We start from the raw sequence: 24,253 nt of genomic DNA, 5'->3' as shown, positions 1-24,253 counted from the left end.
GTTCAAACCCGCAGCAGAAACGTAAACCGGCGGCAGAACCTCCGGGGTACGCTCGCCCCATGACTATGGTTTCCAAGTTCTTCGCCGGGGTGCTCTTGGCCAACGCTGTACCGCACGGCGTCAGCGCCGTGCAGGGCCGGCAGTTTCCATCACCGTTTGCCTCGCCGCCCGGCGTAGGCCTCTCCGGTCCGGTAACCAACGCCGCCTGGAGTGCCGTCAACGCCGTGGGCGGCGCCGCGCTGCTGGGCCGGGGCGGACTGGACCAGCGGAACCGCGCGGCCGTGACCGCCGGAGCCGTGGCGATGGGTTTCTTCCTGGCGCATTACTTCGGGAAGAACAGCAGCCATTCTGCAGCCGGGACCGGAGCCGGGCCGGCGGCCGACCCCGTACCCGGGCCCGACCCCGTACCCGGGCCGGCGGCCGGCTAGACCGTACCCCTGCCGGCGGGCCCGGCCGCGGTGAGCAGCAGCCCGGACCGCGGGATTGAGGGCAGCTGGGACAGCGAGATGCTCAGGTCCTGCGCCGGAACCCCGTACCCGCCTTCGGCCAACAGCCGCACGGCGGTTTTCACCAGTTCCAGGGTCAGCCCCTCCCCCGGGCAGCGGTGGGCCTTGGACACCTGCCCGGCACCCTGCGGCACCAGCCGGTAGGGGTTGTCATCCCAGGTGCGGAACCGTTCGGGGCGGAAAGCCTCCGGATCCGGCCACAGCCGGGAATCGTGGTTGGTGCCGTAGATATCCAGCATCACCCAGGAACCGGGCCGGAAGTCGTGGCCGTTCCAGGAAAAGTCCTTCAGCACAGTGCCGGCGATGGCCGGGAAGAACGGATAAAAGCGCCGGACCTCCTGCGCAAACGGCTCCAGGTCGGCTCGGTCGTCGTCGCTGCCGCCGGCGAACTGCTGCCGCCACTGCGGGTGTTCCACCAGCGCCGTGCCGGCGAAGGTGATGAAGCGGGCCACGGCCACAATCGGGCGCAGCACGTTGAGCAGTTCCACCGCAGCAATGTCCACCGGCAGCAGCTGCCCCTCCGGGTCCCGGTGCCCGGCCACCAGGCCGGCGGCCGACGTCGGCGACACCTCCAGGGCACCGGAGCGGATGGCGCTGACGATTCCCTGCGCCCATCTCTCGGTACTACGGCGGCGCAGCTGCGCCCACCAGTTGGCCGGGCCGAAGGACCCGGCCTGGTCCACCATCAGGCCGAACTCGGCGGCCCGCCGGTCCACCACGGCGTCGGGCTGCGGGATGCCGGCCCATTCGCACGCGGCGGCGGTAAGCATCCAGCGGGCTTCCTCGTGCAGCACCACGGGTTTCCCGGACCAGCCGGCGGTGCGGCGGCGCCACACATCCTCAAAGATGGAGCCGATCCGGGCAATGGACTCGGGTGCCATCATGGCCGTGAACATAGCCTTGCGGTGATGATGCGCGGCGCCGTCGAGCGTCTGGACGCTGCCCTTGTCCTGGAGCAGGTGCACCACAGTGGGCGGCAGGGCGCCCTTGCGGCTGAACCGGTCGCCGTCGTAAAAGATCTGCGCCGCTTCGGCACCGCGCATGCAGTACACGGGGCGGCCGGCAATCCGGGTCCGGAACAGGTCGGTGCCCAGGCGGTCGCAGCGGGAAGAAATGAACGTGTAGCCCTCGCGCAGGAAGGCCAGGGAGCTGTCCGGTGAGGGCAGTTTCGGAATCAAAGGACGTCCTCGATAGTCAGGGTGCTTTGTTTCCCAGCCTACCGAGGGGCCCGCCGCGGCGGGAATCAGCCGGTGCGCAGGTTGCCCGGCTTGCCCGGCGGTGCCCGGGCACGGCAGGACCGGGCGCCGTCCTGCCGCGCCCGGTTCTGCCGGTCATGCCGTCCCCGGGGTGGCGGCTACTCCTTCTTGAGCTTGTCCTGCGCGCTGCCCGCTGCCTTCTCCACGGTGTTGGGCACCTCCGTGGTGCCGTAGAACCGTACATCCGGATGGGTGGGCGGCGGCATGGGGGCCGATGTCGTGGGTCCGTCGTGGTAGCTGAACTCCCCGTGCCCGTCGGGGGTTGGGCCCTTCGCCCAGGAGCCCTCGGACGCATGCTGGCCGTCGGAGAAGTTCAGGTACTGGTAGGACACCTCCCGGTATTCCTTGCTCAGCGGGAAATTGCTGGGGACCGGAAGCTGTTCCATGTTCTCCGCCTGAAGTTCCAGGGCCGCGGTGGTCCACTGGTTCTGGTGCATTGTGTCCCGCGCCAGGAGGAAGGACAGCAGGTCCCGGATCCCATGGTCATCGGTCATGTGATAGAGCCGAGCCACGGCGAGGCGGCCCTGCATCTCGATGTTGGCGTTGGAGGTGAAGTCCGCCAGCATGTTGCCGCTGGCCGTGATGTAACCGCCCGTCCACGGGTTGCCGTTGCTGTCCACCGGGCGGGCACCCGCACCGGCAACAATCGCGTGCTGCACGTCCATGCCGCCCATCACTGCCGCTACCGTCGGATCGGATTGGACGGCGTCATTGGTAATTCCCAGCGGAGCCTTTTCCAGCAGCTGGGCAATCATGATGGCAAGCATTTCGACGTGGCCCATTTCCTCTGCGGCGATGCCGTAGAGCAGATCCCGGTATTTGCCCGGTATATGGGAGTTCCACGACTGGAAGCCGTACTGCATGGCCACAGTGATTTCACCGTACTGGCCGCCCAGGACCTCCTGCAGTTTCCGGGCATAAACGGCGTCTGGCTTGTCCGGGGTGGACTTGAACTGGAGTTCCTGTTTATGGAAAAACATGCAATTCCTCCGCACCTTGGGGACCGCCGCGGGAGACGGAACCCGCATGTCGGGAGCCGCGGCCGGTCACGGTGCTCCCAACGTAGACCGATGGCCGGAGGCATGGAAGAGCAAAGCGGACGCTGCCCGCCCCGAAAAGTGAAACCGTCCGTAGAGATCCCGGGTTAACCGGTTCCGGGCAGGTAGTGTGCTTGCCATGGTCTCCCCGGAACATCCCGAACCCCCTGCCCCGCCGGCTTCCGGCATCTCCGGCGACGGCGCCTCCTCCGCCTCCTCCGCATCCGGCACCGCCGCGGCCGGCGCCAAGGTCGACGTGAGCGACGACTTCGCCGTCCGCCGCCACACGCTGCCCTCCGGCCGGGAATACACCACCACCGCCGGCCGGCTGGTGTTCCGCAAGGAAGAGGTCAAGGACGGCAAGTCGGACGGCTTCCGGCCCAAGGCGGAAATTTTCATGGTCGCCTACACTGCGGATGCTCCCGAGACCGGCCCCAACCGCCGTCCGGTGGTGTTCGCGTTCAACGGCGGGCCCGGGTCCGCCTCGGTCTGGCTGCACATGGGCCTGCTCGGTCCGCGGATGGTGGTTTCCGGCGACGCCGGTGCGCTGGCTCCGCCGCCGTTCGGCCTGGTCGACAACCCGGACACCCTGCTCGAGCACGCGGACCTCGTCATGATCGACCCGGTGAACACCGGCTTCTCCCGCGTAGTGGACGGCAACGACGCCGGCGAGTTCCACGGCTTCGAAGAGGACCGGGACCTGGTGGCGGAGGTGATCCGGCTATGGACCACCCGCAACAACCGCTGGCTGAGCCCCAAGTACCTGGTGGGCGAGTCCTACGGCACCCTGCGCGCCGTCGCCGTGGCGGGGAAACTGTTTGACGCCTACGGGCTGGCGGTCAACGGCCTGGGCCTGGTCTCCACGGTGCTGAACATGGCGACCCTGGATTTCGCGCCGGGCCGGGACACCCCGTATCCGCTGCACCTGCCCACGTACGCCGCCATTGCGCACTACCACGGCCGCCATCCGGGCCGGGAGCTGGCCGACGTCGTGCGGGAAGCCGAAGAGTACGCGTCCGGGGACTACGTGCTGGCCCTGCACAAGGGGTCCCGGCTGGGCGCGCAGGAGTACGACGACGTCGTCCGCCGGCTCGCGGAAATCACCACCCTGAGCGAGGGGTTCATCCGCCGCACCAACCTGCGCTGGGACTACTCCATGTTCTCGGCCGAGCTGCTGCGGGAAGAGAACCTGGCGGTGGGCCGAATCGACGGGCGGTTCACCGCGGCGCCGGCGCACCAGCAGGACTGGATCAACTGGGACGATCCGAGCATGACGGCAATCAACGGTCCCTACTCGGCAGCGGTCAACCACTATCTGCGCGCCGAACTGGGTTACGAGAATGACCTGCCCTACGAAATCCTTACCGGCCGGGTCCGGCCTTGGAGCTACAAGAGTTTCGAGGGCGTCCCGGTGGATGTCACCGGCACCCTGGAACGGTTGCTGGTGCACATTCCGGCGCTTCGGGTGCATGTGGACTACGGCTATTACGACGGCGCGACCCCGCATTTCGCCGCGGAATACGTGTGGGCGCACCTGCGGATGGACGACGCCGCCCGGGCCCGGTTCAGCCACCACTACTACGAGGCCGGGCACATGATGTACGTGAAGCCCGAGTGCCGGGTGGATCAGCTGCGGAACCTGGCGGAATTCGTGACCGCGGCGGAGTAGTCGGGGCGGGGGCAGCGGGCCTCTAGGCCTCGGGCTTGCGGAAAAGCGCGGTGAGCAGGAACGGTTCTCCAAACAAGGGCGAGTCTTTGCCCTGGGGGATCATGGGCCGAATCGCGATCTCTTCGAAGTCCTCGAAAATCCAGCGGAGATCTGCCGGGCTGAAGGCCATGCCCGCCTCGAACTGTCCGTCCCGGTACAGCTGGTCATCGGGGAGCTCGGATCCCATCTGCCCGCTGGCGAAACAGGCCAGGCCGAAGTAGCCGCCCGGGGCTAGCGTGCGCTCAAGCAGCTGCAGGTAGCTGATCCGCCGGTGCGGCGGAAGATGGTGGAGGCAGCCGGAATCGTAGACCAGTCCGTAAGGTCCGGGGATTGCCTCCGGCGGGAGCGTAAACGCGTCGCCACAGGTGAAAGCGACGTCGAGATTTCGGTCCCGGGCCCGTTCCTTCCCCCACTCGACCGCGGTGGACGAGAGGTCCACGGCGTCGACAGTGCAGCCCTGCTCCGCGAGGAACAGGGCGTTGCGTCCCGGTCCAGAGCCCAGATCCAAGACTCGGATTGGTGCACGCAGGGTGTTCCGGACCAGTGCGGCAAGGTTTTCATCTGGTTTGTCCGCGAAGAACGGGACAGGACGGCTCCGGTCGGAGTAAAAGGAGTTCCACCATGCTCCCCCGGCCGTTTCGGTCCACCGCGCTGCGTCCTGGACAAACAGGCCGTCCATCAAGGTGAGGAGGTCCTCCACTGCCCGGAGACGGCGGTTGATCCCGGGCTCATTCATGTCCAGAGCCTACTGGTCCGTGCTGCGGCGCGGGAAGGGTGCTGCCGCCTGGGAAGGGTGCTGCGGCGCGGGAAGGGTGCTGCCGGCACCGGTACTGGCTGGCCGTCGTCGTCGTCGACCTAGCGGGTGGCGAAGTGCACCCAGACGCCCGCACCCCAGATACCGCCGGCGGTTAGCGCCAGCGCGAGTTCGGCCAGGATGCCGATCCCCATGGCCTTCAGCGTGGCCAGGCTGGAGGACCAGGCGGTGCGCAGGTCCCGCTGGCGCAGCCACTCGCTCAGCAGCAGGCCGACGGCGAATCCCACGAACAGCCCGACGGCCGGGATGGTGAACATACCGACGACGCCCAGCACCACACCGGCGACGATGGAGCGGGTGGGGATTTTCCGTTCCTTCAGCCGCCTCCCGGTGAGGAACGTGCTGGCGAGCATGCCGGCGACCAGCAGCACCGCGCCGATCCCGAAGGTCCACCAGCCGGCCGGGCTCTGCACGCCGTAGGCCCAGCCCAGCAGGGCAATGATGATCAGGATGCTGCCGGGAAGCACGGGCACCACAATGCCGGTCAGCCCCACGGCGATCACCAGGGCTGCGACGAGGGTTATCAGAAGGTCGGGATCCATGGCACCAGTCTTCCATCGGTTTCGAGCCACCTGCGCATTTTGGTTCCCGGGAGTGGTTTGGCGTCCGGTTTGGGATTCTGCTGCCAGTTTGGGCTTCTGCTGCCGGTTTGAAGTGGCAGGGAATTCCCAAACCGGTCGAATTTCCCCAAAACGGAGCGAAAACGGAGCGATTCGGGCGCCCGGTGCGCCCTGACTCCGTGGAACGCGCCGCCGCGACGTTCATAGTGCAGCAGATGCTCCTTCGGGACCGGCCAGGCCGCATCTGCTGCACACTGAATGGGTTTGACGGCTTGCGGGGGGGGCGCCAGATTGCCGCGACGGGATGCGGGCGGGTTCACCGGGGTAGGTCCTGTGCCCGGGACGTGTTGCCGCCAGTCTGGGATTCTGCCGCCGGTTTGGGATTCTGCTGCCAGTTCGGGATTCTGCCGCCGGTTTGAACCGGCAGGGAATTCCCAAACCGGTCGATTTTCCCCAAAACGGAGCGATTCGGCGGCCCGGTGCCCGGAAATTCCGCAAACTGCCCGCCACGTCGGGTGGAGAAATTAGTAAGGATGCTTATATGGTGGCATCTTCAGCCCGAATCACCGGACGGAAAACAGGAGATGCAGTAATGAGCACCGAACCAGGGAACACCTCTAACGCTTCCGCGGCCGGCCGCGGCGCCGGTGACGGCGGTCCGATGCGGGACCGCTCAGACCGGCCCGCTGCCGATGACGCCGCCCGCACTGCCCCGGAACACGGCACCGAAGATACCGGCACCAGGGTGATCCGCACGGACTCCGCACCTGCAACCACTCCGGTTGAGGGTACCGGCCGCCACACGGGCAGCCACACGGCCCAGCCCGCAGACGGATATGAGGACTCGCGGGTTGCATCGGCCGTCTCGAATGAGCACCCGACCGCTGGCCACACCGCCGACGAGAACACCCGTACGCGCGCGGTCCCCGCCACCGAGGACACCGCCACGCGCGCGGTCCCCGCGACGGACTCCCGCCACGCCGAAGACACCCGCACGCGGGTTGCCCCGGTAACGGCCAGCCGGGACCTCCCGGAGGAGACGGACCACAACCGGCACACCGACCGCGCAGACCGGGATGTACGCGACGCCCACGGCACCCGTCACGACGACGCCGACCGTGACGGCGTGGTCCGCGAAGCTGCCCTCCCCAACCGGGAAGCACTGCTGGCCCGGGAAAAGGAGCGCTTCGGCGGCATGAAGTTCGGCTCGGCCTTCTTCGGCTGGCTGACCGCCACCGGCATGGTGGTGCTGCTTTCGGCACTGGCCGCGGCTATCGGCGCCGCCATCGGCCTCTCCGCTGAAACGAATCTGGGTGCGGCACTGGAATCAGCCGCCGCCAACCAGTCCGCGGGCATCATCGGCGCCATCATCATGCTTGTGGTGCTGCTGCTCTCCTACTACGCCGGCGGCTACGTGGCCGGCCGGATGGCACGCTTCAACGGGCTCAAGCAGGGACTCGCCGTCTGGCTGTGGGCGCTGATCGCCGCCGCCGTCGTCGTCATCCTCGGCCTGATCTACGGCAGCGACATCCGCAGCATCAGCCAGCTGAACTCCGTGGCCCCGCTGCCGGAGGACCTGGAGAACGTCAGCGCCGGCACCTGGCTTGCCGTGGCCGCGAGCCTGGTGGTCACCCTGATCGGCGCCATCCTGGGCGGCCTGGCCGGCATGCGGTTCCACCGCCGCATTGACCGCGCCGACTTCCGCACCGAAGAGACGGTTAGCCGCTAATACCCAGGGCACAACACAAAGGAAGGGCCCCGCAGCTGCGGGGCCCTTCCTTTGGTTAAGCGGAAACCAACGCTTACGGCGCGGGGGTGCCGCCGTTGACGTTCAGCGTCTCGCCGATCACGTAGCTGGATTCCGGGGAGGCCAGGAAGACGTAGGCCGGAGCCAGTTCGGTCGGCTGGCCCGCGCGGCCCAGCGGAACGTCCTGGCCGAACGTGGTCAGGGCGTCCTTCTGCTGTCCGTCCGAAGGCTGGAGCGGGGTCCAGAACGGACCCGGAGCCACGGCGTTCACGCGGATGCCCTTGGGTGCCAACTGCTGGCCCAGGCCCTTGGTGAAGTTGTTGATCGCGGCCTTGGTGCTGGCGTAATCCAGCAGGTCAGCGGAGGGCTGGTAGGCCTGGATCGAGGTGGTGTTGATGATGCTGGAACCGGCCGGTAGGTGCTTCAGTGCTGCCTTGGTCACCCGGAAGAACGAGTAGATGTTCGTCTTGAAGGTGTGGTCCAGCTGCTCGTCGGAGAGATCCTCGAGGTTCTCCACGGCAATCTGCTTGCCGGCGTTGTTGACCAGGATGTCCAGCCCGCCCAGGGCAGACACCGCATCTTCCACCAGCTGGCTGCAGTACGCGGGGTCCTTCAGGTCACCGGGCAGCTTCACGAGCTTGCGGCCGGTTGCCTCCACCACCTCGGCGATGTGCGCGGCGTCGGGCTCCTCTTCGGGGAGGTAGGAGATGGCGACGTCGGCACCCTCACGGGCGAAGGCGATGGCCACGGCCGCGCCGATGCCGGAATCGCCGCCGGTAATGAGTGCCTTGCGGCCCTCGAGCCGCCCGGTGCCGCGGTAGGTGTCCTCGCCGTGGTCCACATGCGGAGTCATGTCCTTGTCCAGGCCGGGCTCCGACTGGTCCTGCACGGGCGGAGCGATGCTCGGGTAGCGGTCCACGGGGTTCTGGAAGGTGTACTGGTCCGTCTTGTTGCCGTTTGTCACAGAAGTTCCCACTTTCGGTAGGTCAGTCCATTCGGGCGGTCCGGATACGGGCCGCCGTAAAAGGCGGTCACTCACGCGAACGTAAGTATGCTTATCACCCTATGCCCGGTTCCCGTTCCGGCTCAAGTCGGGAGCCGACGACGGCGCGCGGGTGGCCAGCAACGCCAACAGGGCCACCAGCCCGGAGCCGCACATGACCAGGGCCAGCGGCAGGGCGGTGTCTTCGCCTGCAATCCCGGTCAGCGGGGAGACCAACGCACCGAACAGGAACTGTCCGCTGCCCAGCACGGCCGAACCGCTGCCAGCGGCAAACCCCGCCTCGGCCAGGGCCAGGCTGGTGGTGTTGCCCATGATGAAGCCCACCGAAGAGGCGGCCAGGAAGATCGGCACTGCCAGCAGCAGCGGCGGAACATCCAGCAGCACCAGGAGCAGCAGCACAGCGGACGCACCCAGCAGGACCGGAACGGCGATGCTGACAGTACGGCGCGGCGGCACCGTGCGGGCCAGCCGGGCGGAAATGAATCCGGCCAGCACCAGTCCAAGGGCATTGATGCCGAAGGCCACCCCGTATCCGGCCGGAGAAAGGCCCATCAGGGACTGGTAAATGAACGGGGACGCGGAAATGTAGCCCATCAGCACACCGAAAGTGGAGGCGAACAGCACCGCGTAACCTACAAACCGGCGGCGGCGCAGCACCGAGGCCAGACCGCCCAGGATCGGCCCGCTGCTGCGCTTTTCCGCCGGCCGGGTTTCCCGCACGACGCCGGCCACCCCGGCCAGCATGGCAGCGGCCAGGCCTGCCAGCACCCAGAGCACTCCGCGCCAGCCGACGCTGCCGGCCAGGATGCCGCCAACGGTGGGGGCAAGCACCGGTGCAACACCGCCGATGGTCATGAGCAGGCTGAAGGTGCGGGCCGCGGCAGGCCCGGAGGTCAGGTCCGCCACGATGGCACGGGCAATCACGACGCCGGCGGAGGCAAACAGGCCCTGGAAGAGCCGGCCGGCAATGAGCACCGGCAGGTTCGGGGCCACGGCGCAGACCACTGAGGCGAGCACAAACAGCACCGAGCCGAGAAGCAGCGGACGGGACCTGCCGTACCGGTCCGAGAACGGCCCGAAGACCAGCTGCCCGGCGGCCATGCCGATCAGGAACGCGGTGAGGCTGAACTGCACCCCTGTGGCCGAAGCGTCCAGCTGGTCCGCCATCTGCGGGAAGGAGGGCAGGTACAGGTCGGTGGCAAACGGGCCGGTGGCCGAGAGCAGGGCGAGGACCAATAGGAGCCCGGTGGTCATGGCGGTGGTTGTCCGGGCGGATCCGGGTAGGGCAGGCATATGCCACATCCTATTTGGCCCGGGCCGCCGTGCTCTGGCCATTACCGCTTCATGAAGCGCACACTGCTGGGTATCTGGACGCAAACATTGGCTGGACGCAAACATTGGAAGGAGCCCCCATGGCTGAGGCACACCGGAAACGGATTGTGGTGGGCATGGACGGCTCGGAGGAGTCCATTGCCGCGCTGCGCATGGCGGCCCGGCTCGCCGAGCTGCTCGGCTGCCGGATCCAGGCGGTCACCGTCTGGGAGTACCCGGCCATGCTGGCCATGCCGTTTCCCACCTCGGAGTTCTCACCGCGGGTGGAAGCGGAGCGGGCACTGGCCGAGGCGGTGGACGCGGCGTTCGAGGGCAGCGGAGCTCCGGAGGACCTCACCCAGGAAGCGGTGGCCGGCCAGCCCGCCAGGGTGCTGATGGAAGCCAGCCGGGGAGCGGAAATGCTGGTGGTGGGCAACCGCGGCCGGGGCGGTTTTGCCGGACTGCTGCTTGGCTCCGTAAGCGCCGCGGTCGCGTCCCACGCCTATTGCCCGGTCCTGATCGCCCGGCCGCACCGGGACTAGCTCTGCCGGGTCCAGCGGGGCGGAAGCCCTTACGGCCGACGACGGCGATGCGGCCCTGGCGGGTCCAAAAGAAAGTCAGAGCGGCGGGACAGCCTTGACGCACCCTCCCGCCGCCCGGCTGCGCAACTATGCTGCCGGCAGCGACTCGAAGAACGCGCAGTTGTGGAGGTCGTACAGCCCGGTCGTGACATAAACCTCCGGCGCAAAAACGATCGCCTGGTCGCCTGCCAGGGTGTAAGCCGGCCACTTCAGCTCGCCCCGCGCAGTGGGTGCTCCCGACTTGGCGAACGCAGCCCAGTAGTCCTGCATCGAATGGCCCAACTCCTGCTCCTGATCGGTGAGCGGGCGATCTCCCAACGTGAAGTCGAACAGGTAGGCCAACTCGGCGCTGTGGGCGCTGGACATATCTATTCCCTCGGGTTGGAACCCAAACAGCGTTGGGCTGCCCGGGTCCTCAAAGAGATACCGGTAGACGGGCACGCCCTGTCCGAGGAACAGTTTCGCGTTCCTATCCACCGAACAACCGGCTCCAGCATCCGTGCGCATGGACGCCAGTGCATAGAAGGGCGCCTCATACGCGCTTGCCGGATATTCGGCCAAAACCAGCGGACCGGCAATGTCTCCATAGTCCTCCATCACCATCGCCTCGTATTCGGCCTCGGTAATGTCTGCCAGCTGCTGGTTCTGGAGCTTCTGCTCCCATCGGGTGTTGCCTACGATCACGGGAACCTTGTGCCAGTTGCCGTCAGCGATTGCAGCCCCCGCCGACTGGGGCAGCACCGCCGTGCCAGTGTAGGCACTGGTCCGGTTGACCACTGCCTGCGCCTTGACCAGGGCGGCGGGCCAGGCCTTTCGGAGACAGTCGAGCTGGTTCGGGCCGTCGGCACACCCTGCTGCAACCGCATAGGACTGTCCGCTGGCGTGAGCCTCTTCCTTGGTGATCTCACCGGCAGTGCAGGCCGAACTCTGAATCACGGCACGGTTAATGAGTCCCTCGGTGAGCGGTGTCGCCAGCAGCCGGCAGACCGCTCCGCCGCCTGCTGACTGCCCGAAGATGGTCACATTGTTGACGTCACCGCCGAAGGAGGAGATGGACTGTTGCACCCACTTCAGCGCTTCAATCTGGTCCAGGAGTGCGAAGTTCCCGCCCACGTCCGGGTTCTCTGCGTCGAGTGCGGGCAGGGCAAGGGTCCCCGAAGCGCCGAGGCGATAGTTGGTACTGACAACAATGACGTCTCCCCGGTCGGCGAGGGTCTGGCCGCCGTACAGCACGCCTGATCCCTGGGTTCCGGCGCCACCATGATAGAAAACCATCACTGGGAGCTGGGTGCCCCGCGGAATCCGTGCCGGACGGTACACATCCAAATACAGGCAATCCAGACTGGTCGGCTGATCGTTCTTGACGCCTGTCGGCTCGAACTGAAGGCATGCGGGTGCCTGCTCGGTGGCATCCCGGACCCCCTTCCACTTCTCCGGGGCCACTGGCGCCTTCCACATCAGGTCATACACGGGAGCCTGTGCGAAGGGGAGACCGAGGAAGGCTTGCGAATTCCCCCGTTCCTCACCCCGCACCTTCCCAAAAGGGGTTTGCACCTCGAGGCCCTGATGACCCTGCTCGTGGCCGTGCGAAGCCGTTGCCGCTGAGGGCAGGGCCGAGGCACCTGCAACGAGCGCTACACCCAGGACGGCTGCACCCGCCACCTTGGCGGCCCGCCGCCGAAACCCGAACTGACGCAGTCCTCGATGTGAACTCTTCATTGAGTCAACTCCTCTGGTCACCCAGCTCGATCCGTACGGGCTGTGGGATCACGAGTATTGAGTGTCACCCAGCGGGGCACAAGCGTCGTGGTGTGAAAGAAGTCAACGTCTTGAATGATTTCTTGTTGCAGACGTAAGACTTCCCGGCCCGGCCGCACCGGGACTAGCGGGCACCGCGCGGCAGGGCACCGGGAGGCCCGGCCTTTTAGTGCCCGGCGGGTGCCTTGCGCAGCAGCACGACGGCGCCGGCAGCGGCCGCCACCATCACCAGCACGCCGATCAGCGAGGTCAGGCTGACACCCGAGTCGAACGCGGCCTGGGCCGAGTGCAGCAGGGCCGAGGCGCTCTCCGCCGGCAGGAACTGCGCCGCGTCGAAGGCCCCGCCCAGGGTTTCCCCGGCGGAAGCCGCCTGCTCGGGGCTCAGCCCGTCCGGCACGGTGACGTGGGTGCGGTAGGCGGAGGTGAGGATGCTGCCCAGCACCGCGGTGCCCAGCACGGAGCCGATCTCGTAGGCGGTCTCGGAGATCGCCGAGGCGGATCCGGCCCGGGACGGCGGCACGCTGGCAAGGATCAGGTCATTGGAAATGGTTTCCGCCGCACCCACGCCAACGCCGAGGAACAGGAACGCCACCACCAGTTCCATCACGGTGACCGATTCCCCGGCGAAGAACACCAGGGCGTAGCCGGCCGCGTTGAAGAGCAGGCCGCCGGCCACCACGTAGGCAGGCTTCAAGTGCTTCACCAGCGGCACCACGGCCAGGCCGGTGATGATGGTCAGCACCAGTCCGGGCAGCATGGTCAGGCCGGCTTCGATGGGCGACTGCCCCACCACCAGCTGCAGGTGCTGGGAGAGGAAGAAGATGAAGCCCACCATGGCGAAGAGGCTGAGCAGGTTGGCACTGATGGAGCCGGTGAAGATGGGGTTGCGGAACAGCCGCACATCCAGCATCGGCTTCTCGCGGTGCAGTTGGCGGCGCACAAACAAGGTGCCGAGCACCAGGCCGGCAAGGATGATCGGCAGACCGGGCACCACGCCGTCGTGCGCGAAGGTCTTGATGCCGTAGGTGATCGAAAGCATCGAACCCATAACCAGGACGACGCCGAGGATATCGACCGCGCCCGGGCTCGGGTCCTTGGATTCGGGCAGCAGGATGGGGCCGAAGATCAGCAGCGGCAGCAGCACGGGGATGGAGAGCAGGAAGACCGAGCCCCACCAGAAGTGCTCCAGCAGCACGCCGCCCACAATCGGGCCCAGGGCTGCGCCGCCGGAGAAACCGGCTGCCCAGATGGCCACCGCCACGCGGCGCTGGGAAGGCACGGTGAAGATATTGCGGATCAGCGACAGCGTGGCGGGCATCAGCATGGCACCGAAGACACCCATCAGGGCGCGGGCCAGGATCAGCATGGTGGCGGAAACGGAGAACGCCGCCACCAGGGAGAGCACGCCGAATCCCACGCTGCCGATCATCAGCAGCCGCCGGCGTCCGATCCGGTCCCCGAGGCTGCCCATGGGAACCAGCAGTCCGGCGAGGATCAGGGCGTAAATGTCCACTATCCACAGCAGCTGCACGCCGCTGGGGGCCAGCGCCTGGGACAGCGACGGGATGGCGAAGCTGAGCACGTTGTTGTCGATGGAGATCAACAGAACCGGCAGCATCAGGACAGCAAGTCCCCACCATTCGCGCTTACCAGCGCGCGTTTCTGCGGGCCTTTCCTGAACCGCCAGCACGGCATCCTCCTTCTGAAGTGTTTGGATTTCGTGAGGGAAAACCTCGACTAGCTACTGTACCGTCTAGACTGTATGGTTCCAAATGCCCGCATTTGAGTCCGCTCATGGCGTAGCGTAAAAGCATGCCCAACTCTCGTCCCGCCCGGGACCGTATCCTCGATGCCTACGAGGAACTGCTGATCAACGAAGGCCCCCGCGGTGCCACCCTGGACGCCGTGGTGGCACGCGCCGAGGTCTCCAAGGGTGGCCTGCTGTACCACTTCAAGAACAAGGAAGCGATGGCCGGGGCGCTGATCGAGCGGCTGCGCGAGCTGGCCGACGTCGATCTGCAGGCCATGCGGGAGGATCCCGAAGGTCCCGCCCGGTACCTGGTCCGCAGCTCGGTATACGTGGGCAGCCCGCTGGACCGGGCGCTGATCGGCGTGGTCCGGCTGGCGCAGGCTTCGGATCCCACGGCCTCCGACTTGCTGCAGCAGATCCACAGCAGCTGGTTCGACATGGTGCAGCAGGAAGTGGGCGATCCGGCCATCGCCCGGGCCATCACGCTGCTGGCCGACGGACTGTATTACAACGAAGGGCTGCCCGGCGGCTGGCCCCAGTCCACACGGGACAACCGCTCGAGCTCGGTGGGCGACCTGCTCCAGATTGTGGATGTCCTGAAGTCCCACGCCCAGCCCGCCACGGCCTAGCCCGGGCAACTTACCGGCGACGGCGTGGCAGCGCCGACACGGGGCACGGCCTCTGCCACAGTAGGTGCCATGGAAACCCGACTGAGCACAGCTGACCTTTATGACGAGCGCGGCGACGAGCTGGCCTCCGTGTCCCTGCAGTTCAAGGACCTGGGCGGACACACCGCCTTCACCGGCCCCATCCGGACCGTGCGCTGCCTGGAGGACAACGGCCTGGTGAAATCCCTGCTGAACTCCCCCGGAGACGGCGCGGTCTTGGTGATCGACGGCGCCGGCTCGCTGAACACCGCGTTGATGGGGGATCTGATTGCCGGGGCCGCCGTGGAGAACGGCTGGGTCGGCGTCGTTATCAACGGCGCCATCCGCGACCGCACCGCCGTCGCCAAGCTGCCGCTGGGCGTGAAAGCGCTGGGCTCGAATCCGCGCAAGAGCGCCAAGAACTCTGTCGGCGAGGTGGATGTGCCCGTAGAGTTCGGCGGCGTCACCTTCCGTCCCGGTGCGGTGCTGTACGCGGACGAGGATGGCATCCTCGTCGAGCCCTAGGAGAACCGATGGCAAACGTCCTGCTCTTCCACCACGCCCTGGGCCTGACCGCGGGGATGGACGCCTTCGCTGAGGTGCTGCGCGAGGCCGGGCACACCGTAACCGTGCCGGACCTGTATGACGGGCGGATCTTCGGGAACCTGAACGAGGGGATCGAGTACGCCGCCGAGCTCGGTATGGACACCGTCGAAGAGTTGGGCGTACGGATTGCCGAGCGGTTTCCGCCGGAGATGGTCTACATCGGTTTTTCACTCGGCGTGATGCCGGCGCAGCGGCTGGCGCAGACCCGGCCCGGCGCCCGCGGTGCGGTGCTAATTAGCGCGTGCGCACCGCTGGGCACCTTCGCCGACAGCTGGCCCGCAGCGGTGCCGGTGCAAATCCACGGCATGGACGCCGACCCGTACTTCGTGGAGGAGGGCGACCTGGACGCCGCAGAGAACCTGGCCGCGGCCAGCCCGGACGCGGACCTGATCCTGTATGCGGGCGCGGCGCATCTGTTCGCGGACATCAGCCAGCCGGACTATGACATGGACGCTGCCTTTGCCCTGACCCGGATGGTGCTGCGGCTGCTGGACCGGGCGGACGCGGCCGGCTGACCAGGCTGGTGAGAAACCGCCGCTGGTCGGCCGGCTAAAAACCGCTTAGGCGTTCCACAGTCCGTAGGAATCGGCCAGCGAGGAGATCTTCTGTGCACGGGCCAGGCGCGGCAGGTAGGAGCCGTCGCCCACCACGGCGCCGGCCGCGTGCGCTTCGAGCAGCTCGTGCGCCCAGGTGATTTCGGATTCGCTCGGCGACAGTCCCTGGTTGATGAAGTCCGCGGCCTCGGGCATCAGGCAGAGCTTGCCGGTCATCCCCATGCTCTGGGTGACCTTGCAGGCGTCCAGCAGCTTCTCGCCCAGGGCACCGACGGTGGGGCCGTCAATGGGGCCTGGCAGCTGGCCCACGCGGGAGGCGACCACGAGCTTGGAGCGGGCATAGGCCAGGGCCATCGGCTCGTCCGAGGCGCCGGTGTCGCGGCGGAAGTCGCCGACGCCGAAGGCGAGCCGGAAGGTGCCGGGTGCGCTGGCAATGGCGGTGGCGTTTTCAATGCCGAGGGCGGATTCCACCAGGGCGAGCACCGGGGTGCCGGCCTGCAGCCGCATGGCGGTGTGGGTGACCTGCTCGGGCTTTTCGGTCATGGCCAGCATCACGCCGCGCAGGCCCGGAGCCTTGGACAGGGCGGCCAGGTCATCAGCCCAGTAATCGGTTTCGATGCCGTTGACCCGCACCCAGGCGGTCATGCCGGTGGACAGTGCCTCGACAACGCGTTCACGGGCTTCGGCCTTGCCGGGCGCGGGGACGGCGTCTTCCATGTCGAAGACCACGGAATCAGCCTCAGAAGCGAGCGCCGGTGCAAAGTTCGCTTCGTTGGCTGCGGAGGCCAGCAGCCAGGAACGGGAGAGTTTTGCGGGGAGCGCAGCCGCGCGGCTGTTTCGAAATGGGGCCATAAGTAGACCCTACTTTCAGGGCGCACGGTTCCTAAAATGCGACGGCCGTCATTGTGGGCACCCTCACCTGTGTGACGCCGGTATCAGTAGGGTCCCTCCTCATTGGGCGCGCCGGGGCCTCTGTTGCGGCCCCCTTCCACGTCAGCTCCCCACACAGGCGCCGGGGTCCTCCAGCCAAGCAAACGCATCCCGCAGCGGTGCCCGGTACTCCAGGGAAACCTCCCCGCGGTAGCCGCCGGCCCGGAGGTCGGAGATCCACTGCACCAGCGGCTGCTGCCCGGTACCCGGTGCACCCCGGCCGGGCGCATCGGCTATCTGCACGTGCCCGAACCGGGCAGCGGCTCCGCCGGCCAGCAGCGCCGCGACGTCGTCGCCGTTCACGGCCAGGTGGTACAGGTCCGCGAGCAGCGCCGCGTTGTCCGTTCCGGCGCCGTGCAGGTCCGCGAGCACCGCGAAGACGTCCGCGGCGGTTTTCAGCGGATAGTCCGGGGCGCCGCTGAGCGGTTCCAGCAGCACGGTGCCGCCGAACGGCGCGACGGCGGCGGCAGCTTCGCGCAGGTTCCGCAGCGCTTCGGCGTCCTGCTCGGCCGGGGAATACTCCGGGCTCCGGTTGCCGTACAGGGCGTTGAACAACCGGCAGGCCAGCCGTTCGCCGATCCCGGCCACCACCTGCACGTTAGCGCGGAAATCCGCCCCGCGGTGCGGCAGCGAGAGCAGCCCGCGTTCCCCGGCCTCCATGGTTCCGCCGTCGAAATTCAGGGCACCCAGCTGCACCCCGGCATCACGGATGGCTGCCTCGAAGGCGCGCACGTCCGCTTCCGGCGGGACGGGTTCGGCGAACGGCCACCAGAATTCCACGGTGTCGAACCCCGCCGCCCGGGCCGCGGCGGGACGTTGCAGCAGCGGCAGCTCGGTGAAGAGGATGGAGCAGTTGACCGAATAGCCGGTCCGGGAACCAGCGGCCCGGGCATCTCCCACCGGGACCGAAACCGGCCCGCTCATCGCCGGCCGCCCAGCAGGACCTGGCGGTTCACGTCCTGATAGAGGAGGTAGCGGAAGTTGCCGGGCCCGCCGGCGTAACAGGCCTGCGGGCAGAAGGCGCGCAGGGACAGGTAGTCGCCGGCTTCCACCTCCACCCAGTCCTGGTTCAGCCGGTACACGGCCTTGCCCTCCAGCACGTACAGCCCGTGCTCCATCACGTGGGTATCGGCGAACGGGCTCACTGCCCCGGGTTCGAAGGTCACCACGTTCATGTGCATGTCATAGGCGACGTCGTCCACGGGGATCAGCGAGGTGGTGCGCCACTTGTTGTCCGCGCCCGGCATGCCCACCGGTTCAATCTCCGCCTCGTTGCCGAACACAGGCTGCGGGGTGCGCCCGGCCAGCGGCTGCCAGGCCTTGCGGATCCAGGCGAACGTGGCCGTTTCGTCCGTATCGTTGAAGGCGCCCCAGAGTGCTTCGGGCGGCAGGTAGGCGAACCCGCCCGGGGGAAGGGGGTGGTCGGTGCCCAGCAGCCGCACGGTGAGCGTGCCTTCCAGGACAAAGACGAAGGACTCCACTTCCATTTCCGGTTCCGGAGCACGCGAGCCGCCGCCCGGGCCCACCTCCACCAGGTACTGCGCGAACGTGGTGGCACCGCCGGCCACCGGGCGATTCAGGATCCAGGTGCGGGTGTCCGTCCATTCGGGCAGGACGCTGGTGACAGTGTCACGCAGCACCCCGCGGGGAATCACCGTGTAGGCCTCAGTGACCACGGCCCGGCCGGTGGGCAGTTCGGTTTGGGCGGGCAGGCCGCCACCGGGGGCGTGGTAGCGCGGTGCGGAGGTATTCGGGGGCGGGGTATTCGGGGGCGGGGTGCTCATGACTGGACCTTTTCGGAAGCAGCGAATCTGGCGGGCGGAGAGGGCGGCGACGAGGCCTTTGGATACGCCGGCGCCGCCAGTTCGACGCCGAGCAGCCCGGCGCCGTCCTGCACTTCGGCCTCGGTGACGCGGCGGCGGGTCATGGGTGGAGCAGTCCGTCCAGGCGCAGGATGGCGATATCGCGCAGCTGGGCAGCGATGACGGGCAGTTCTTCTTCTACTGTGTGCTGCAGGCGGTCCTGGAGCGAGGCAAGGATCTCCTCGGCGCTGCGGCCGGCGGCGCGGATCAGGAACACCCGGCCGAACCGGTCCTCATAGGCGCGGTTGCCTGCACCCAGCCGGTCCCTGACTCCGGACAAGCCGCTGACGGAGGCCTGCTCGCTGCGGGAAAAGGCGCCTTCAACCCCGGAGCCGGCCGGACGCTCGCCGATCCGCGGATGGTGCGCCAGTGCGCCGTCGACTTCGGCTTCGGTGAAGTCCGGGGCCGCCAGTTCGGCAAAGCTCAGCAGCTCCCCGGCGGTGGCGAAGGGCCGGGCTGCGGCAATCTCGTTGCACCAGCGGGGAATGTCCAGGCAGGGGCGCAGCATGGCTTCCGCTTCAGCGAAACGTGCGGTGTTGAATGCGGTGAGGAAGTCCGGTCCGGACGCCCCGTGACCCGGGGCGTCCGGCGCTGGTTCTGAGGACACGGGTGTCAGCTTTCGCTAGGGCTGCGTCGGCAGCCGGCGCTGAGCGCCCTTGACCATCGGCTGCGCCGACTTGATTCGATCTTTCCGGCAGACGCAATTGATATTCCGGACAGTCTGGGCGAGCGCCGTCGAAGGTGTCAAGGATTTGTATAGGGGTCCGCGTACCGGACGTACTCTCCGGTAGGCGCCGTGCCGTTGAAGCTTGTCTCAGAACCGAACCGGCCGTCCAGCTGACAGCTCTGCTGCGTGCCGGAAAAGGCAACTTCGTTGAACCCGTAAGTGACATCCATCGACTGGCCCGGGGACAGCGTGATGGCGCCAATCTTCTGGCCCGCACTCCAAGTCTGCTCCTCGAAGGCATCAATGCCATGGTCCGACTTCAGGGTGGAGAGGACGTCCGTCAGGGAGACGGACTCGGGGACCTTGACGGAAGACGCGGCAGCAGCCATCCGGGATGCCGGAACCGGTGCGGCTTCTGTGGAGGAGTTGGTGAGGGTTGCCGATTCCCGCGGCGCTCCCATGCCGGGAATGACCGAACCGGGCTCGAAGACTGTTCGAATATCACCGGGTTCGCACTCGGTCATCGCGGCCGTTGCCGGCAGTGCCAGGACCGCGGAGCCGGCCAACAGGCCGGCGGTGGACAATAGGACGGCCGTTCTTTTCGTCACGTTCTTCATGTCGCTCCTCTGTGTGCCGGGCTCTGTCCGGCACCTTCGGGAGCCCCCCACGTTACCGGCCGGTAGTTTTCTGTCAACACCGTCCGGCGTTTGCCCGGCGCGGGTTCCTGTGCCCTGGCCTGCTTCTCACAATGGAAGGCGATGGACGCCGACACCCGCCGGGATCTGAGCCTCTGGTGCATCTGGACGGCGTGCGCAGCCGGTCTGGTGCACGCTGCGTTCAGTCTGTACTGGGCGGTGGGCGGGCAGTGGCTGCTGGACACGGTGGGCCGCTGGGCGGTTGAGCAGTCCGTCTTGGAGCCGCTGCGGACCGGGCTGATCCTGGCAGTGGTGGCACTGATCAAAATTGCCGCTGCACATCTTCCGGTGGCCCTCGCCTACGGCCAGCTGTCCGTGGCGGGTTACTGGCGGGCAGCCTGCTGGGCCGGTGCGGTGCTGCTGGTGCTCTACGGCGGCGCCAACATGGCCGTCAGCCAGGCTGTGCTGAGCGGGCTGGTGCGCCCGGAAACCGGCTATGACAGGGCGGCAATGATCGGCCATGCCTGGCTCTGGGATCCGTTGTTCCTGCTGTGGGGTGCTGCGCTGCTCGGCTATCTGCTGCTCACCCGGACCGGGCCGCGGACCGGGCCCGCAGCCGGGAGCGATGCCGGGAGCGATGCCGGGAGCGATGCCGACGCCGCACCCGGTTCGGGCTGACCTCCGGGGTATCCCGCCCGCCTGAACAGCGTGGTACGCTTCCCTGCAATTTGGAGGGTAGGCCGCAGTGTTGGAGATGCTCGAGGTGCTGGCGTCCGCAGGGGAACCATGCGTCGCAGCCACCATTGTGCGTGCTTCCGGATCGGTGCCGAGGCCGGTGGGCACCTCCATGCTCATCAGCGGCAGCGGGCAGGTCACCGGGTCGCTATCGGGCGGCTGCGTGGAAGCCTCCGTTATAGCAGTGGCCGAGGACGTGTTTGCGGACGAACGCGCGCGGCTGGAGGTCTTTGGCTACAGCGACGACGATGCCTTCGCCGTCGGGCTCAGCTGCGGCGGAACGCTGGACGTCCTGGTGGAGCCCGTGGCTGCGGGGACGTTCCCCGCGTTGGCCGGCGCCCCGTGCGCCCTGATCCGTGCGCTCCCCGCCGGAGACGGCGACGGTGCACGCCAGCTTCCGCTGCTGGTTGCCAGCCCCGCCGCTGCCGCCGCCCCGGCCGCACTGCTCGCCGCGCACGGCCCGGAGCTGGCCGCGCTGCTCAATGTCCGCCCAGAAGCTGCCCTCCCTAATGGTGTCCTGCAACGTGCCGCCGCCCGGCTGTCGCCCCTGCTCGCTGCGGGCCGCACCGGCGTCGTCGAACTGGACGGTCCGGGCAGCGGGACATGCGAAGGCAGCGCTCCCGCACTGTTCCTGGAGTCCCGGCTGGCCCCGCCCCGGCTGGTGCTGATCGGCGCCAATGATTTTTCGGCCGCCCTCGCCCGGCAGGGCCGGCTACTGGGCTACCACGTCACCGTCTGCGACGCCCGCCCGGTGTTCACCACCCCGGAGCGTTTTCCCGCCGCCCACTCGGTCCAGGTGCAGTGGCCGGACCAGTACCTGCGCGGGGAGGCGGCGGCGGGGAGGTTCGATGCCCGCACCGTGGTGTGCGTGCTCAGCCACGACGCGAAGTTCGACGTGCCGGCGCTGGTCGAAGCGCTGCGCCTGGATCTGGGCTATGTGGGGGCCATGGGCTCGCGCCGCAGCCACGACCAGCGCCTGACGGCCCTGCATGCTGCGGGGTTGGGCGCGGCGGAACTGCAGGCCCTGCACTCACCTCTAGGATTGGACATCGGCGCCGCTACGCCCGAGGAAACGGCTGTGTCCGTTTTCGCCGAGATCGTGGCCGCCCGATCCGGGACCGCTGCCAGCGGGCGGCCCCTGCGGGCCGTGAGCGGCCCCATCCACCCGCACACCTCATTAACCTCATAGGGACATCATGGACATATCCACCGTTTCCGAGCTGGTCCGCACCGCGGACCCGCAGCAGTGGCGCCCGGGCGATGCCTGGCTCGCCGGGGGCACGGTGCTGTATTCCAACGGAAGCGAAGACCTGCAGCGGCTGCTGGACATCACCGGCGCAGGCTGGGAACCGCTGACGGTGTCCGACGCCGGTCTGGAGATCGCTGCGACCTGCACCATCGCCGAACTATACGCATTTCCCGATGCCGTCCCCGCGGACCGCCAATGGCAGGCCCTGAAGCTGGTGCGGCCGTGCTGTGATTCCTTTGTGGCCTCCTTTAAGGTCTGGAATGTCTCCACCGTGGGCGGGAACATCTGCACCGGGCTGCCCGCCGGGCCCATGACCGCATTGACCGCGGCCCTGGACGGCGTTGCCCTGATCCACTCCCCCGACGGCACGTCCCGCCGGGTTCCCGTGGCCGAGCTGGTGGTGGGAGACTGCCGCACCGCGCTGGCACCGGGCGAACTGCTGCGCAGTATCAGCGTGCCCGCCGCCGCGCTGCGCGCCCGGACCGCGTTCCGGCAGCTGTCCCTGACCCGGCTGGGCCGCTCGGGGGTGCTGCTGATTGGTCGGCTGGATGAGGACGGCGGGTTTGTCCTCACCGTCACCGCCGCCACCAAGCGTCCGGTCCAGCTGCGCTTCGCAACTCTGCCGGACGCGCCCGGGCTGCGCGCGGCACTGAACGAGACGATTGATGCCAGTCTCTGGCACGACGACGTGCACGGCCTGCCGCAGTGGCGGCACTACATGACGGACCGGCTGGGCGAGGAAATCCGCGCCCAGCTCGCGGCACCGGAGCCGGCACCGGTTCCATAGCCGCCGCCATAGCCGCAGCGCCGGCCTGCCCGGACGGAGGACTCGCTGGGGCCGCAGGGGCGAAGGTGATGGGCATTCCCCCGCAGTTTGTGCGTTTTCCCGCGCTGCGCACCGCGGGAAAATGCACAAACGGCGGGGATTTGGAGCGCGAAATGCCTACGGTTTGCGCGTTCCCTGCCGCTTGGGAAATCCCTCCGCAGCGCACCGGCAGGGATTTCCCAAACCGGTCGGTTCAGGCTGTGGTGGTGCCGGTGCTGTTCCTGGAAAAGCTGATGACCGGGCTCTTCCAAGCCGCCCAGGCACTGACCAGGCCGGCTACGGAACACAGCCCGTAGAAAAATGCCGGTTGGACGCCTATCAGCCCGATGGAACTGTTACCCCCGAGGCTTAGGAACAGTCCGGACAACGGCAGGGACGTCAGCGGGACGAGGAGCAGGCAGGCCCATGGCCGGATTCCTGGTCCGACAGCGGCCAGCAGCGCCGCGACCACCAGCAGCTCCAGGAACCAGAACGCCAGCCGCTGGTCGTTGATCAGGTACGGCCCGCCCCAGAAGGTCCGCTGCGCACCGCCTCCCTGCAGGTAGCTGGTTACCGTGATGAGGACGCCCAGCGCCGGTGCACCGATGAACACATGCAGCCGTGCGGTCCGGACGGGGTTGCCCAGCAGTGCCAACAGGTTTGCGGCAGCGAAGAAGCAGAACACGAGCGGATGGACTTTAATGCTTGGCTCGGTCACCGCGAGGGTAATCCCCACGCCGACCGCGGCCGCGAGGGCGGCACCATGCAGGATCTTCGCGGTGGTCCGACGGTGTGCAGCCACAGCGCCGAAGGCCGTGAGGGTGAGGATAAACACGATCACCGCGGGGGTAGTGAAGGCCCCGAACGGATGATCCACCAAGTTGTAACTGTTCCACCGGAACCAGCGTCCGAGTTCGCCAAGGACCAGCATCACCAGCGCCAGCGAGGTGCCGCCGATGCAGCCGACGGCGGCCAGCCGGTCCCGGTGTCGTCGGGGCAGATACTGGTTCACCCGGGCCGCCGCTCCGTGCAGCACAACGTGCGCCAGTTCGGACCGCGTGGCCTTTTGCCTTCCCTCGGCGGCGGCGACGTCGAGCATCACCCCGACGAGTTCCTCGCCGTGCCTGCTGCGCCAGCGGGACGGGTAGGCCCGCAGCATCTGGCGGTAACGGCGTTCCAGGGCGTCGCTCATGCCGTTGCCCCCTTGGACCGCAGGCTCAGGCTTTGCCGGGCGGCGCTCGCCGCGGCTTCCATCCGTGCGGCCTCGACGTGCAGGGCTTCGGCCCCGGCATCCGTCAGCGCGTAGTAGCGGCGCAGGCGTCCGGCCACCACTTCCTCGCCGGCGTCCTGCACCAAGCCTTCCTCCTGCAGTCGGTCCAGGCTGGTGTAGAGACTGCCCGGCTTCAGTGCCACCCGCCCGCCGGAGAGTTTCTTGGTTTCGGTGAGCAGCGAGTAGCCGTGCTGCCTGCTGCGGGCTAGGGCTGTGAGGATCAGGAACGTGGGTTCGCGCATTTCCCGGTTAGTCATGTGAG

The 24,253-nt window shown here is 67.7% G+C and carries 26 protein-coding genes; 10 read left to right on the top strand and 16 right to left on the bottom strand.

Annotated elements, in window-relative coordinates; translation table 11 throughout:
* The first annotated feature begins 59 nt into the window (after positions 1–59).
* The gene (locus QNN98_RS02695; RefSeq protein WP_283996187.1) at positions 60–428 is read left to right on the top strand and encodes a hypothetical protein; all 369 of its coding nucleotides are present in this window, start codon (positions 60–62) and stop codon (positions 426–428) included.
* Here the strand turns inward: QNN98_RS02695 and QNN98_RS02690 are convergent.
* Positions 425–1,684, bottom strand: coding sequence for a cytochrome P450 (locus QNN98_RS02690; RefSeq protein ID WP_283996186.1), 1,260 nt, complete (start codon positions 1,682–1,684; stop codon positions 425–427). The two genes, QNN98_RS02695 and QNN98_RS02690, sit on opposite strands and share 4 nt — an antisense overlap.
* Before the next feature lie 176 nt (positions 1,685–1,860).
* The gene (locus QNN98_RS02685; RefSeq protein ID WP_227925641.1) at positions 1,861–2,742 is read right to left on the bottom strand and encodes a manganese catalase; all 882 of its coding nucleotides are present in this window, start codon (positions 2,740–2,742) and stop codon (positions 1,861–1,863) included.
* Positions 2,743–2,938: 196 nt separating this feature from the next.
* Between QNN98_RS02685 and QNN98_RS02680 the strand changes: the two genes are divergently transcribed.
* Positions 2,939–4,468, top strand: a complete 1,530-nt coding sequence (locus QNN98_RS02680) for a S10 family peptidase (protein WP_283996185.1) — start codon at positions 2,939–2,941, stop codon at positions 4,466–4,468.
* 22 nt (positions 4,469–4,490) lie between these two features.
* Here QNN98_RS02680 and QNN98_RS02675 read toward each other — a convergent pair whose 3' ends face one another.
* Positions 4,491–5,243: a class I SAM-dependent methyltransferase gene (locus QNN98_RS02675; protein WP_283996184.1), complete on the bottom strand. Its 753-nt coding sequence runs from the start codon at positions 5,241–5,243 to the stop codon at positions 4,491–4,493.
* Positions 5,244–5,362: 119 nt separating this feature from the next.
* Positions 5,363–5,863 (bottom strand): DUF456 domain-containing protein, encoded by a 501-nt coding sequence (locus QNN98_RS02670; RefSeq protein ID WP_227925646.1) that lies wholly within the window; start codon positions 5,861–5,863, stop codon positions 5,363–5,365.
* Positions 5,864–6,473: 610 nt separating this feature from the next.
* Between QNN98_RS02670 and QNN98_RS02665 the strand changes: the two genes are divergently transcribed.
* On the top strand, positions 6,474–7,610 hold the full coding sequence (locus QNN98_RS02665) for a TIGR04086 family membrane protein (protein ID WP_283996183.1): 1,137 nt from the start codon (positions 6,474–6,476) through the stop codon (positions 7,608–7,610).
* Positions 7,611–7,683: 73 nt separating this feature from the next.
* Here QNN98_RS02665 and QNN98_RS02660 read toward each other — a convergent pair whose 3' ends face one another.
* Both QNN98_RS02660 and QNN98_RS02655 read right to left on the bottom strand, forming a co-directional pair.
* The gene (locus QNN98_RS02660) at positions 7,684–8,592 is read right to left on the bottom strand and encodes an SDR family oxidoreductase (RefSeq protein WP_283996182.1); all 909 of its coding nucleotides are present in this window, start codon (positions 8,590–8,592) and stop codon (positions 7,684–7,686) included.
* Positions 8,593–8,691: 99 nt separating this feature from the next.
* On the bottom strand, positions 8,692–9,924 hold the full coding sequence (locus QNN98_RS02655) for a multidrug effflux MFS transporter (RefSeq protein ID WP_283996181.1): 1,233 nt from the start codon (positions 9,922–9,924) through the stop codon (positions 8,692–8,694).
* A gap of 119 nt (positions 9,925–10,043) precedes the next feature.
* Between QNN98_RS02655 and QNN98_RS02650 the strand changes: the two genes are divergently transcribed.
* The gene (locus QNN98_RS02650) at positions 10,044–10,484 is read left to right on the top strand and encodes a universal stress protein (RefSeq protein WP_283996180.1); all 441 of its coding nucleotides are present in this window, start codon (positions 10,044–10,046) and stop codon (positions 10,482–10,484) included.
* Between the two features lie 126 nt (positions 10,485–10,610).
* Here QNN98_RS02650 and QNN98_RS02645 read toward each other — a convergent pair whose 3' ends face one another.
* Both QNN98_RS02645 and QNN98_RS02640 read right to left on the bottom strand, forming a co-directional pair.
* Positions 10,611–12,242: a carboxylesterase/lipase family protein gene (locus tag QNN98_RS02645; protein ID WP_283996179.1), complete on the bottom strand. Its 1,632-nt coding sequence runs from the start codon at positions 12,240–12,242 to the stop codon at positions 10,611–10,613.
* 205 nt (positions 12,243–12,447) lie between these two features.
* Positions 12,448–13,971 carry an MFS transporter gene (locus QNN98_RS02640; protein WP_283996178.1) on the bottom strand — a complete coding sequence of 508 codons (1,524 nt, stop codon included), beginning with the start codon at positions 13,969–13,971 and terminating at the stop codon, positions 12,448–12,450.
* Between the two features lie 122 nt (positions 13,972–14,093).
* On the opposite strand from QNN98_RS02640, the gene QNN98_RS02635 reads away from it, so the two are divergent.
* The 3 genes from QNN98_RS02635 (at position 14,094) to QNN98_RS02625 (ending at position 15,799) form a co-directional block, all read left to right on the top strand.
* Positions 14,094–14,660, top strand: a complete 567-nt coding sequence (locus QNN98_RS02635; protein WP_227911912.1) for a TetR/AcrR family transcriptional regulator — start codon at positions 14,094–14,096, stop codon at positions 14,658–14,660.
* 69 nt (positions 14,661–14,729) lie between these two features.
* Positions 14,730–15,203 carry a ribonuclease E activity regulator RraA gene (gene rraA, locus QNN98_RS02630; RefSeq protein ID WP_283996177.1) on the top strand — a complete coding sequence of 158 codons (474 nt, stop codon included), beginning with the start codon at positions 14,730–14,732 and terminating at the stop codon, positions 15,201–15,203.
* 8 nt (positions 15,204–15,211) lie between these two features.
* Positions 15,212–15,799, top strand: a complete 588-nt coding sequence (locus QNN98_RS02625; protein ID WP_283996176.1) for a dienelactone hydrolase family protein — start codon at positions 15,212–15,214, stop codon at positions 15,797–15,799.
* A gap of 45 nt (positions 15,800–15,844) precedes the next feature.
* Here the strand turns inward: QNN98_RS02625 and QNN98_RS02620 are convergent, their stop codons facing one another.
* From QNN98_RS02620 to QNN98_RS02595, 6 genes are all read right to left on the bottom strand, one after another.
* On the bottom strand, positions 15,845–16,690 hold the full coding sequence (locus tag QNN98_RS02620) for an HpcH/HpaI aldolase/citrate lyase family protein (RefSeq protein ID WP_227911915.1): 846 nt from the start codon (positions 16,688–16,690) through the stop codon (positions 15,845–15,847).
* A 141-nt stretch (positions 16,691–16,831) separates the two neighbouring features.
* The gene (locus QNN98_RS02615; protein ID WP_227925655.1) at positions 16,832–17,692 is read right to left on the bottom strand and encodes a hydroxypyruvate isomerase family protein; all 861 of its coding nucleotides are present in this window, start codon (positions 17,690–17,692) and stop codon (positions 16,832–16,834) included.
* Positions 17,689–18,552 carry a bifunctional allantoicase/(S)-ureidoglycine aminohydrolase gene (locus tag QNN98_RS02610; protein ID WP_283996175.1) on the bottom strand — a complete coding sequence of 288 codons (864 nt, stop codon included), beginning with the start codon at positions 18,550–18,552 and terminating at the stop codon, positions 17,689–17,691. Before QNN98_RS02610 ends, QNN98_RS02615 begins: the two co-directional genes overlap by 4 nt.
* A complete protein-coding gene (locus QNN98_RS02605; RefSeq protein WP_283996174.1) occupies positions 18,549–18,695 on the bottom strand; it encodes a hypothetical protein in 147 nt (48 codons plus the stop codon). The genes QNN98_RS02610 and QNN98_RS02605 overlap by 4 nt, the downstream gene beginning before the upstream one ends.
* A complete protein-coding gene (gene uraD, locus QNN98_RS02600) occupies positions 18,692–19,237 on the bottom strand; it encodes a 2-oxo-4-hydroxy-4-carboxy-5-ureidoimidazoline decarboxylase (RefSeq protein ID WP_283996173.1) in 546 nt (181 codons plus the stop codon). Before uraD ends, QNN98_RS02605 begins: the two co-directional genes overlap by 4 nt.
* Positions 19,238–19,374: 137 nt before the next feature.
* Complete coding sequence (locus QNN98_RS02595; RefSeq protein WP_283996172.1) at positions 19,375–19,914, bottom strand: hypothetical protein; 540 nt, start codon at positions 19,912–19,914, stop codon at positions 19,375–19,377.
* A gap of 141 nt (positions 19,915–20,055) precedes the next feature.
* Here QNN98_RS02595 and QNN98_RS02590 point away from each other — a divergent pair, with 141 nt between their 5' ends.
* The 3 genes from QNN98_RS02590 to QNN98_RS02580 all read left to right on the top strand — a co-directional run bounded on the left by QNN98_RS02590 (position 20,056) and on the right by QNN98_RS02580 (position 22,703).
* Positions 20,056–20,610, top strand: coding sequence for a DUF3995 domain-containing protein (locus QNN98_RS02590; RefSeq protein WP_283996171.1), 555 nt, complete (start codon positions 20,056–20,058; stop codon positions 20,608–20,610).
* Positions 20,611–20,686: 76 nt separating this feature from the next.
* On the top strand, positions 20,687–21,856 hold the full coding sequence (locus tag QNN98_RS02585) for an XdhC family protein (RefSeq protein ID WP_283996251.1): 1,170 nt from the start codon (positions 20,687–20,689) through the stop codon (positions 21,854–21,856).
* 7 nt (positions 21,857–21,863) lie between these two features.
* A complete protein-coding gene (locus QNN98_RS02580; RefSeq protein ID WP_283996170.1) occupies positions 21,864–22,703 on the top strand; it encodes an FAD binding domain-containing protein in 840 nt (279 codons plus the stop codon).
* Between the two features lie 232 nt (positions 22,704–22,935).
* Here the strand turns inward: QNN98_RS02580 and QNN98_RS02575 are convergent, their stop codons facing one another.
* Positions 22,936–23,913 (bottom strand): hypothetical protein, encoded by a 978-nt coding sequence (locus QNN98_RS02575; protein ID WP_283996169.1) that lies wholly within the window; start codon positions 23,911–23,913, stop codon positions 22,936–22,938.
* Positions 23,910–24,248, bottom strand: a complete 339-nt coding sequence (locus tag QNN98_RS02570; RefSeq protein WP_283996168.1) for a PadR family transcriptional regulator — start codon at positions 24,246–24,248, stop codon at positions 23,910–23,912. Before QNN98_RS02570 ends, QNN98_RS02575 begins: the two co-directional genes overlap by 4 nt.
* Between the last annotated feature and the right edge of the window lie 5 nt (positions 24,249–24,253).

Origin of the sequence: Arthrobacter sp. zg-Y1143, assembly GCF_030125565.1 — a bacterium.
Lineage (GTDB): Bacteria > Actinomycetota > Actinomycetes > Actinomycetales > Micrococcaceae > Arthrobacter_B.
The sequence above is the reverse complement of the archived record's forward strand: the minus strand, read 5'-3'. Positions and strand labels throughout refer to the sequence as shown.

What these genes read in the sequence shown, in the direction of transcription:
- QNN98_RS02695 (WP_283996187.1), top strand. Translation starts at nt 60, where the DNA reads ATGACTATGGTTTCCAAGTTCTTCGCCGGGGTGCTCTTGGCCAACGCT.
- QNN98_RS02685 (WP_227925641.1), bottom strand. Translation starts at nt 2,742, where the DNA reads ATGTTTTTCCATAAACAGGAACTCCAGTTCAAGTCCACCCCGGACAAG.
- QNN98_RS02680 (WP_283996185.1), top strand. Translation starts at nt 2,939, where the DNA reads ATGGTCTCCCCGGAACATCCCGAACCCCCTGCCCCGCCGGCTTCCGGC.
- QNN98_RS02675 (WP_283996184.1), bottom strand. Translation starts at nt 5,243, where the DNA reads ATGAATGAGCCCGGGATCAACCGCCGTCTCCGGGCAGTGGAGGACCTC.
- QNN98_RS02670 (WP_227925646.1), bottom strand. Translation starts at nt 5,863, where the DNA reads ATGGATCCCGACCTTCTGATAACCCTCGTCGCAGCCCTGGTGATCGCC.
- QNN98_RS02665 (WP_283996183.1), top strand. Translation starts at nt 6,474, where the DNA reads ATGAGCACCGAACCAGGGAACACCTCTAACGCTTCCGCGGCCGGCCGC.
- QNN98_RS02655 (WP_283996181.1), bottom strand. Translation starts at nt 9,924, where the DNA reads ATGCCTGCCCTACCCGGATCCGCCCGGACAACCACCGCCATGACCACC.
- QNN98_RS02650 (WP_283996180.1), top strand. Translation starts at nt 10,044, where the DNA reads ATGGCTGAGGCACACCGGAAACGGATTGTGGTGGGCATGGACGGCTCG.
- QNN98_RS02645 (WP_283996179.1), bottom strand. Translation starts at nt 12,242, where the DNA reads ATGAAGAGTTCACATCGAGGACTGCGTCAGTTCGGGTTTCGGCGGCGG.
- QNN98_RS02635 (WP_227911912.1), top strand. Translation starts at nt 14,094, where the DNA reads ATGCCCAACTCTCGTCCCGCCCGGGACCGTATCCTCGATGCCTACGAG.
- rraA (WP_283996177.1), top strand. Translation starts at nt 14,730, where the DNA reads ATGGAAACCCGACTGAGCACAGCTGACCTTTATGACGAGCGCGGCGAC.
- QNN98_RS02625 (WP_283996176.1), top strand. Translation starts at nt 15,212, where the DNA reads ATGGCAAACGTCCTGCTCTTCCACCACGCCCTGGGCCTGACCGCGGGG.
- QNN98_RS02620 (WP_227911915.1), bottom strand. Translation starts at nt 16,690, where the DNA reads ATGGCCCCATTTCGAAACAGCCGCGCGGCTGCGCTCCCCGCAAAACTC.
- QNN98_RS02615 (WP_227925655.1), bottom strand. Translation starts at nt 17,692, where the DNA reads ATGAGCGGGCCGGTTTCGGTCCCGGTGGGAGATGCCCGGGCCGCTGGT.
- QNN98_RS02610 (WP_283996175.1), bottom strand. Translation starts at nt 18,552, where the DNA reads ATGAGCACCCCGCCCCCGAATACCCCGCCCCCGAATACCTCCGCACCG.
- QNN98_RS02605 (WP_283996174.1), bottom strand. Translation starts at nt 18,695, where the DNA reads ATGACCCGCCGCCGCGTCACCGAGGCCGAAGTGCAGGACGGCGCCGGG.
- QNN98_RS02595 (WP_283996172.1), bottom strand. Translation starts at nt 19,914, where the DNA reads ATGAAGAACGTGACGAAAAGAACGGCCGTCCTATTGTCCACCGCCGGC.
- QNN98_RS02590 (WP_283996171.1), top strand. Translation starts at nt 20,056, where the DNA reads ATGGACGCCGACACCCGCCGGGATCTGAGCCTCTGGTGCATCTGGACG.
- QNN98_RS02585 (WP_283996251.1), top strand. Translation starts at nt 20,687, where the DNA reads ATGCTCGAGGTGCTGGCGTCCGCAGGGGAACCATGCGTCGCAGCCACC.
- QNN98_RS02580 (WP_283996170.1), top strand. Translation starts at nt 21,864, where the DNA reads ATGGACATATCCACCGTTTCCGAGCTGGTCCGCACCGCGGACCCGCAG.
- QNN98_RS02575 (WP_283996169.1), bottom strand. Translation starts at nt 23,913, where the DNA reads ATGAGCGACGCCCTGGAACGCCGTTACCGCCAGATGCTGCGGGCCTAC.
- QNN98_RS02570 (WP_283996168.1), bottom strand. Translation starts at nt 24,248, where the DNA reads ATGACTAACCGGGAAATGCGCGAACCCACGTTCCTGATCCTCACAGCC.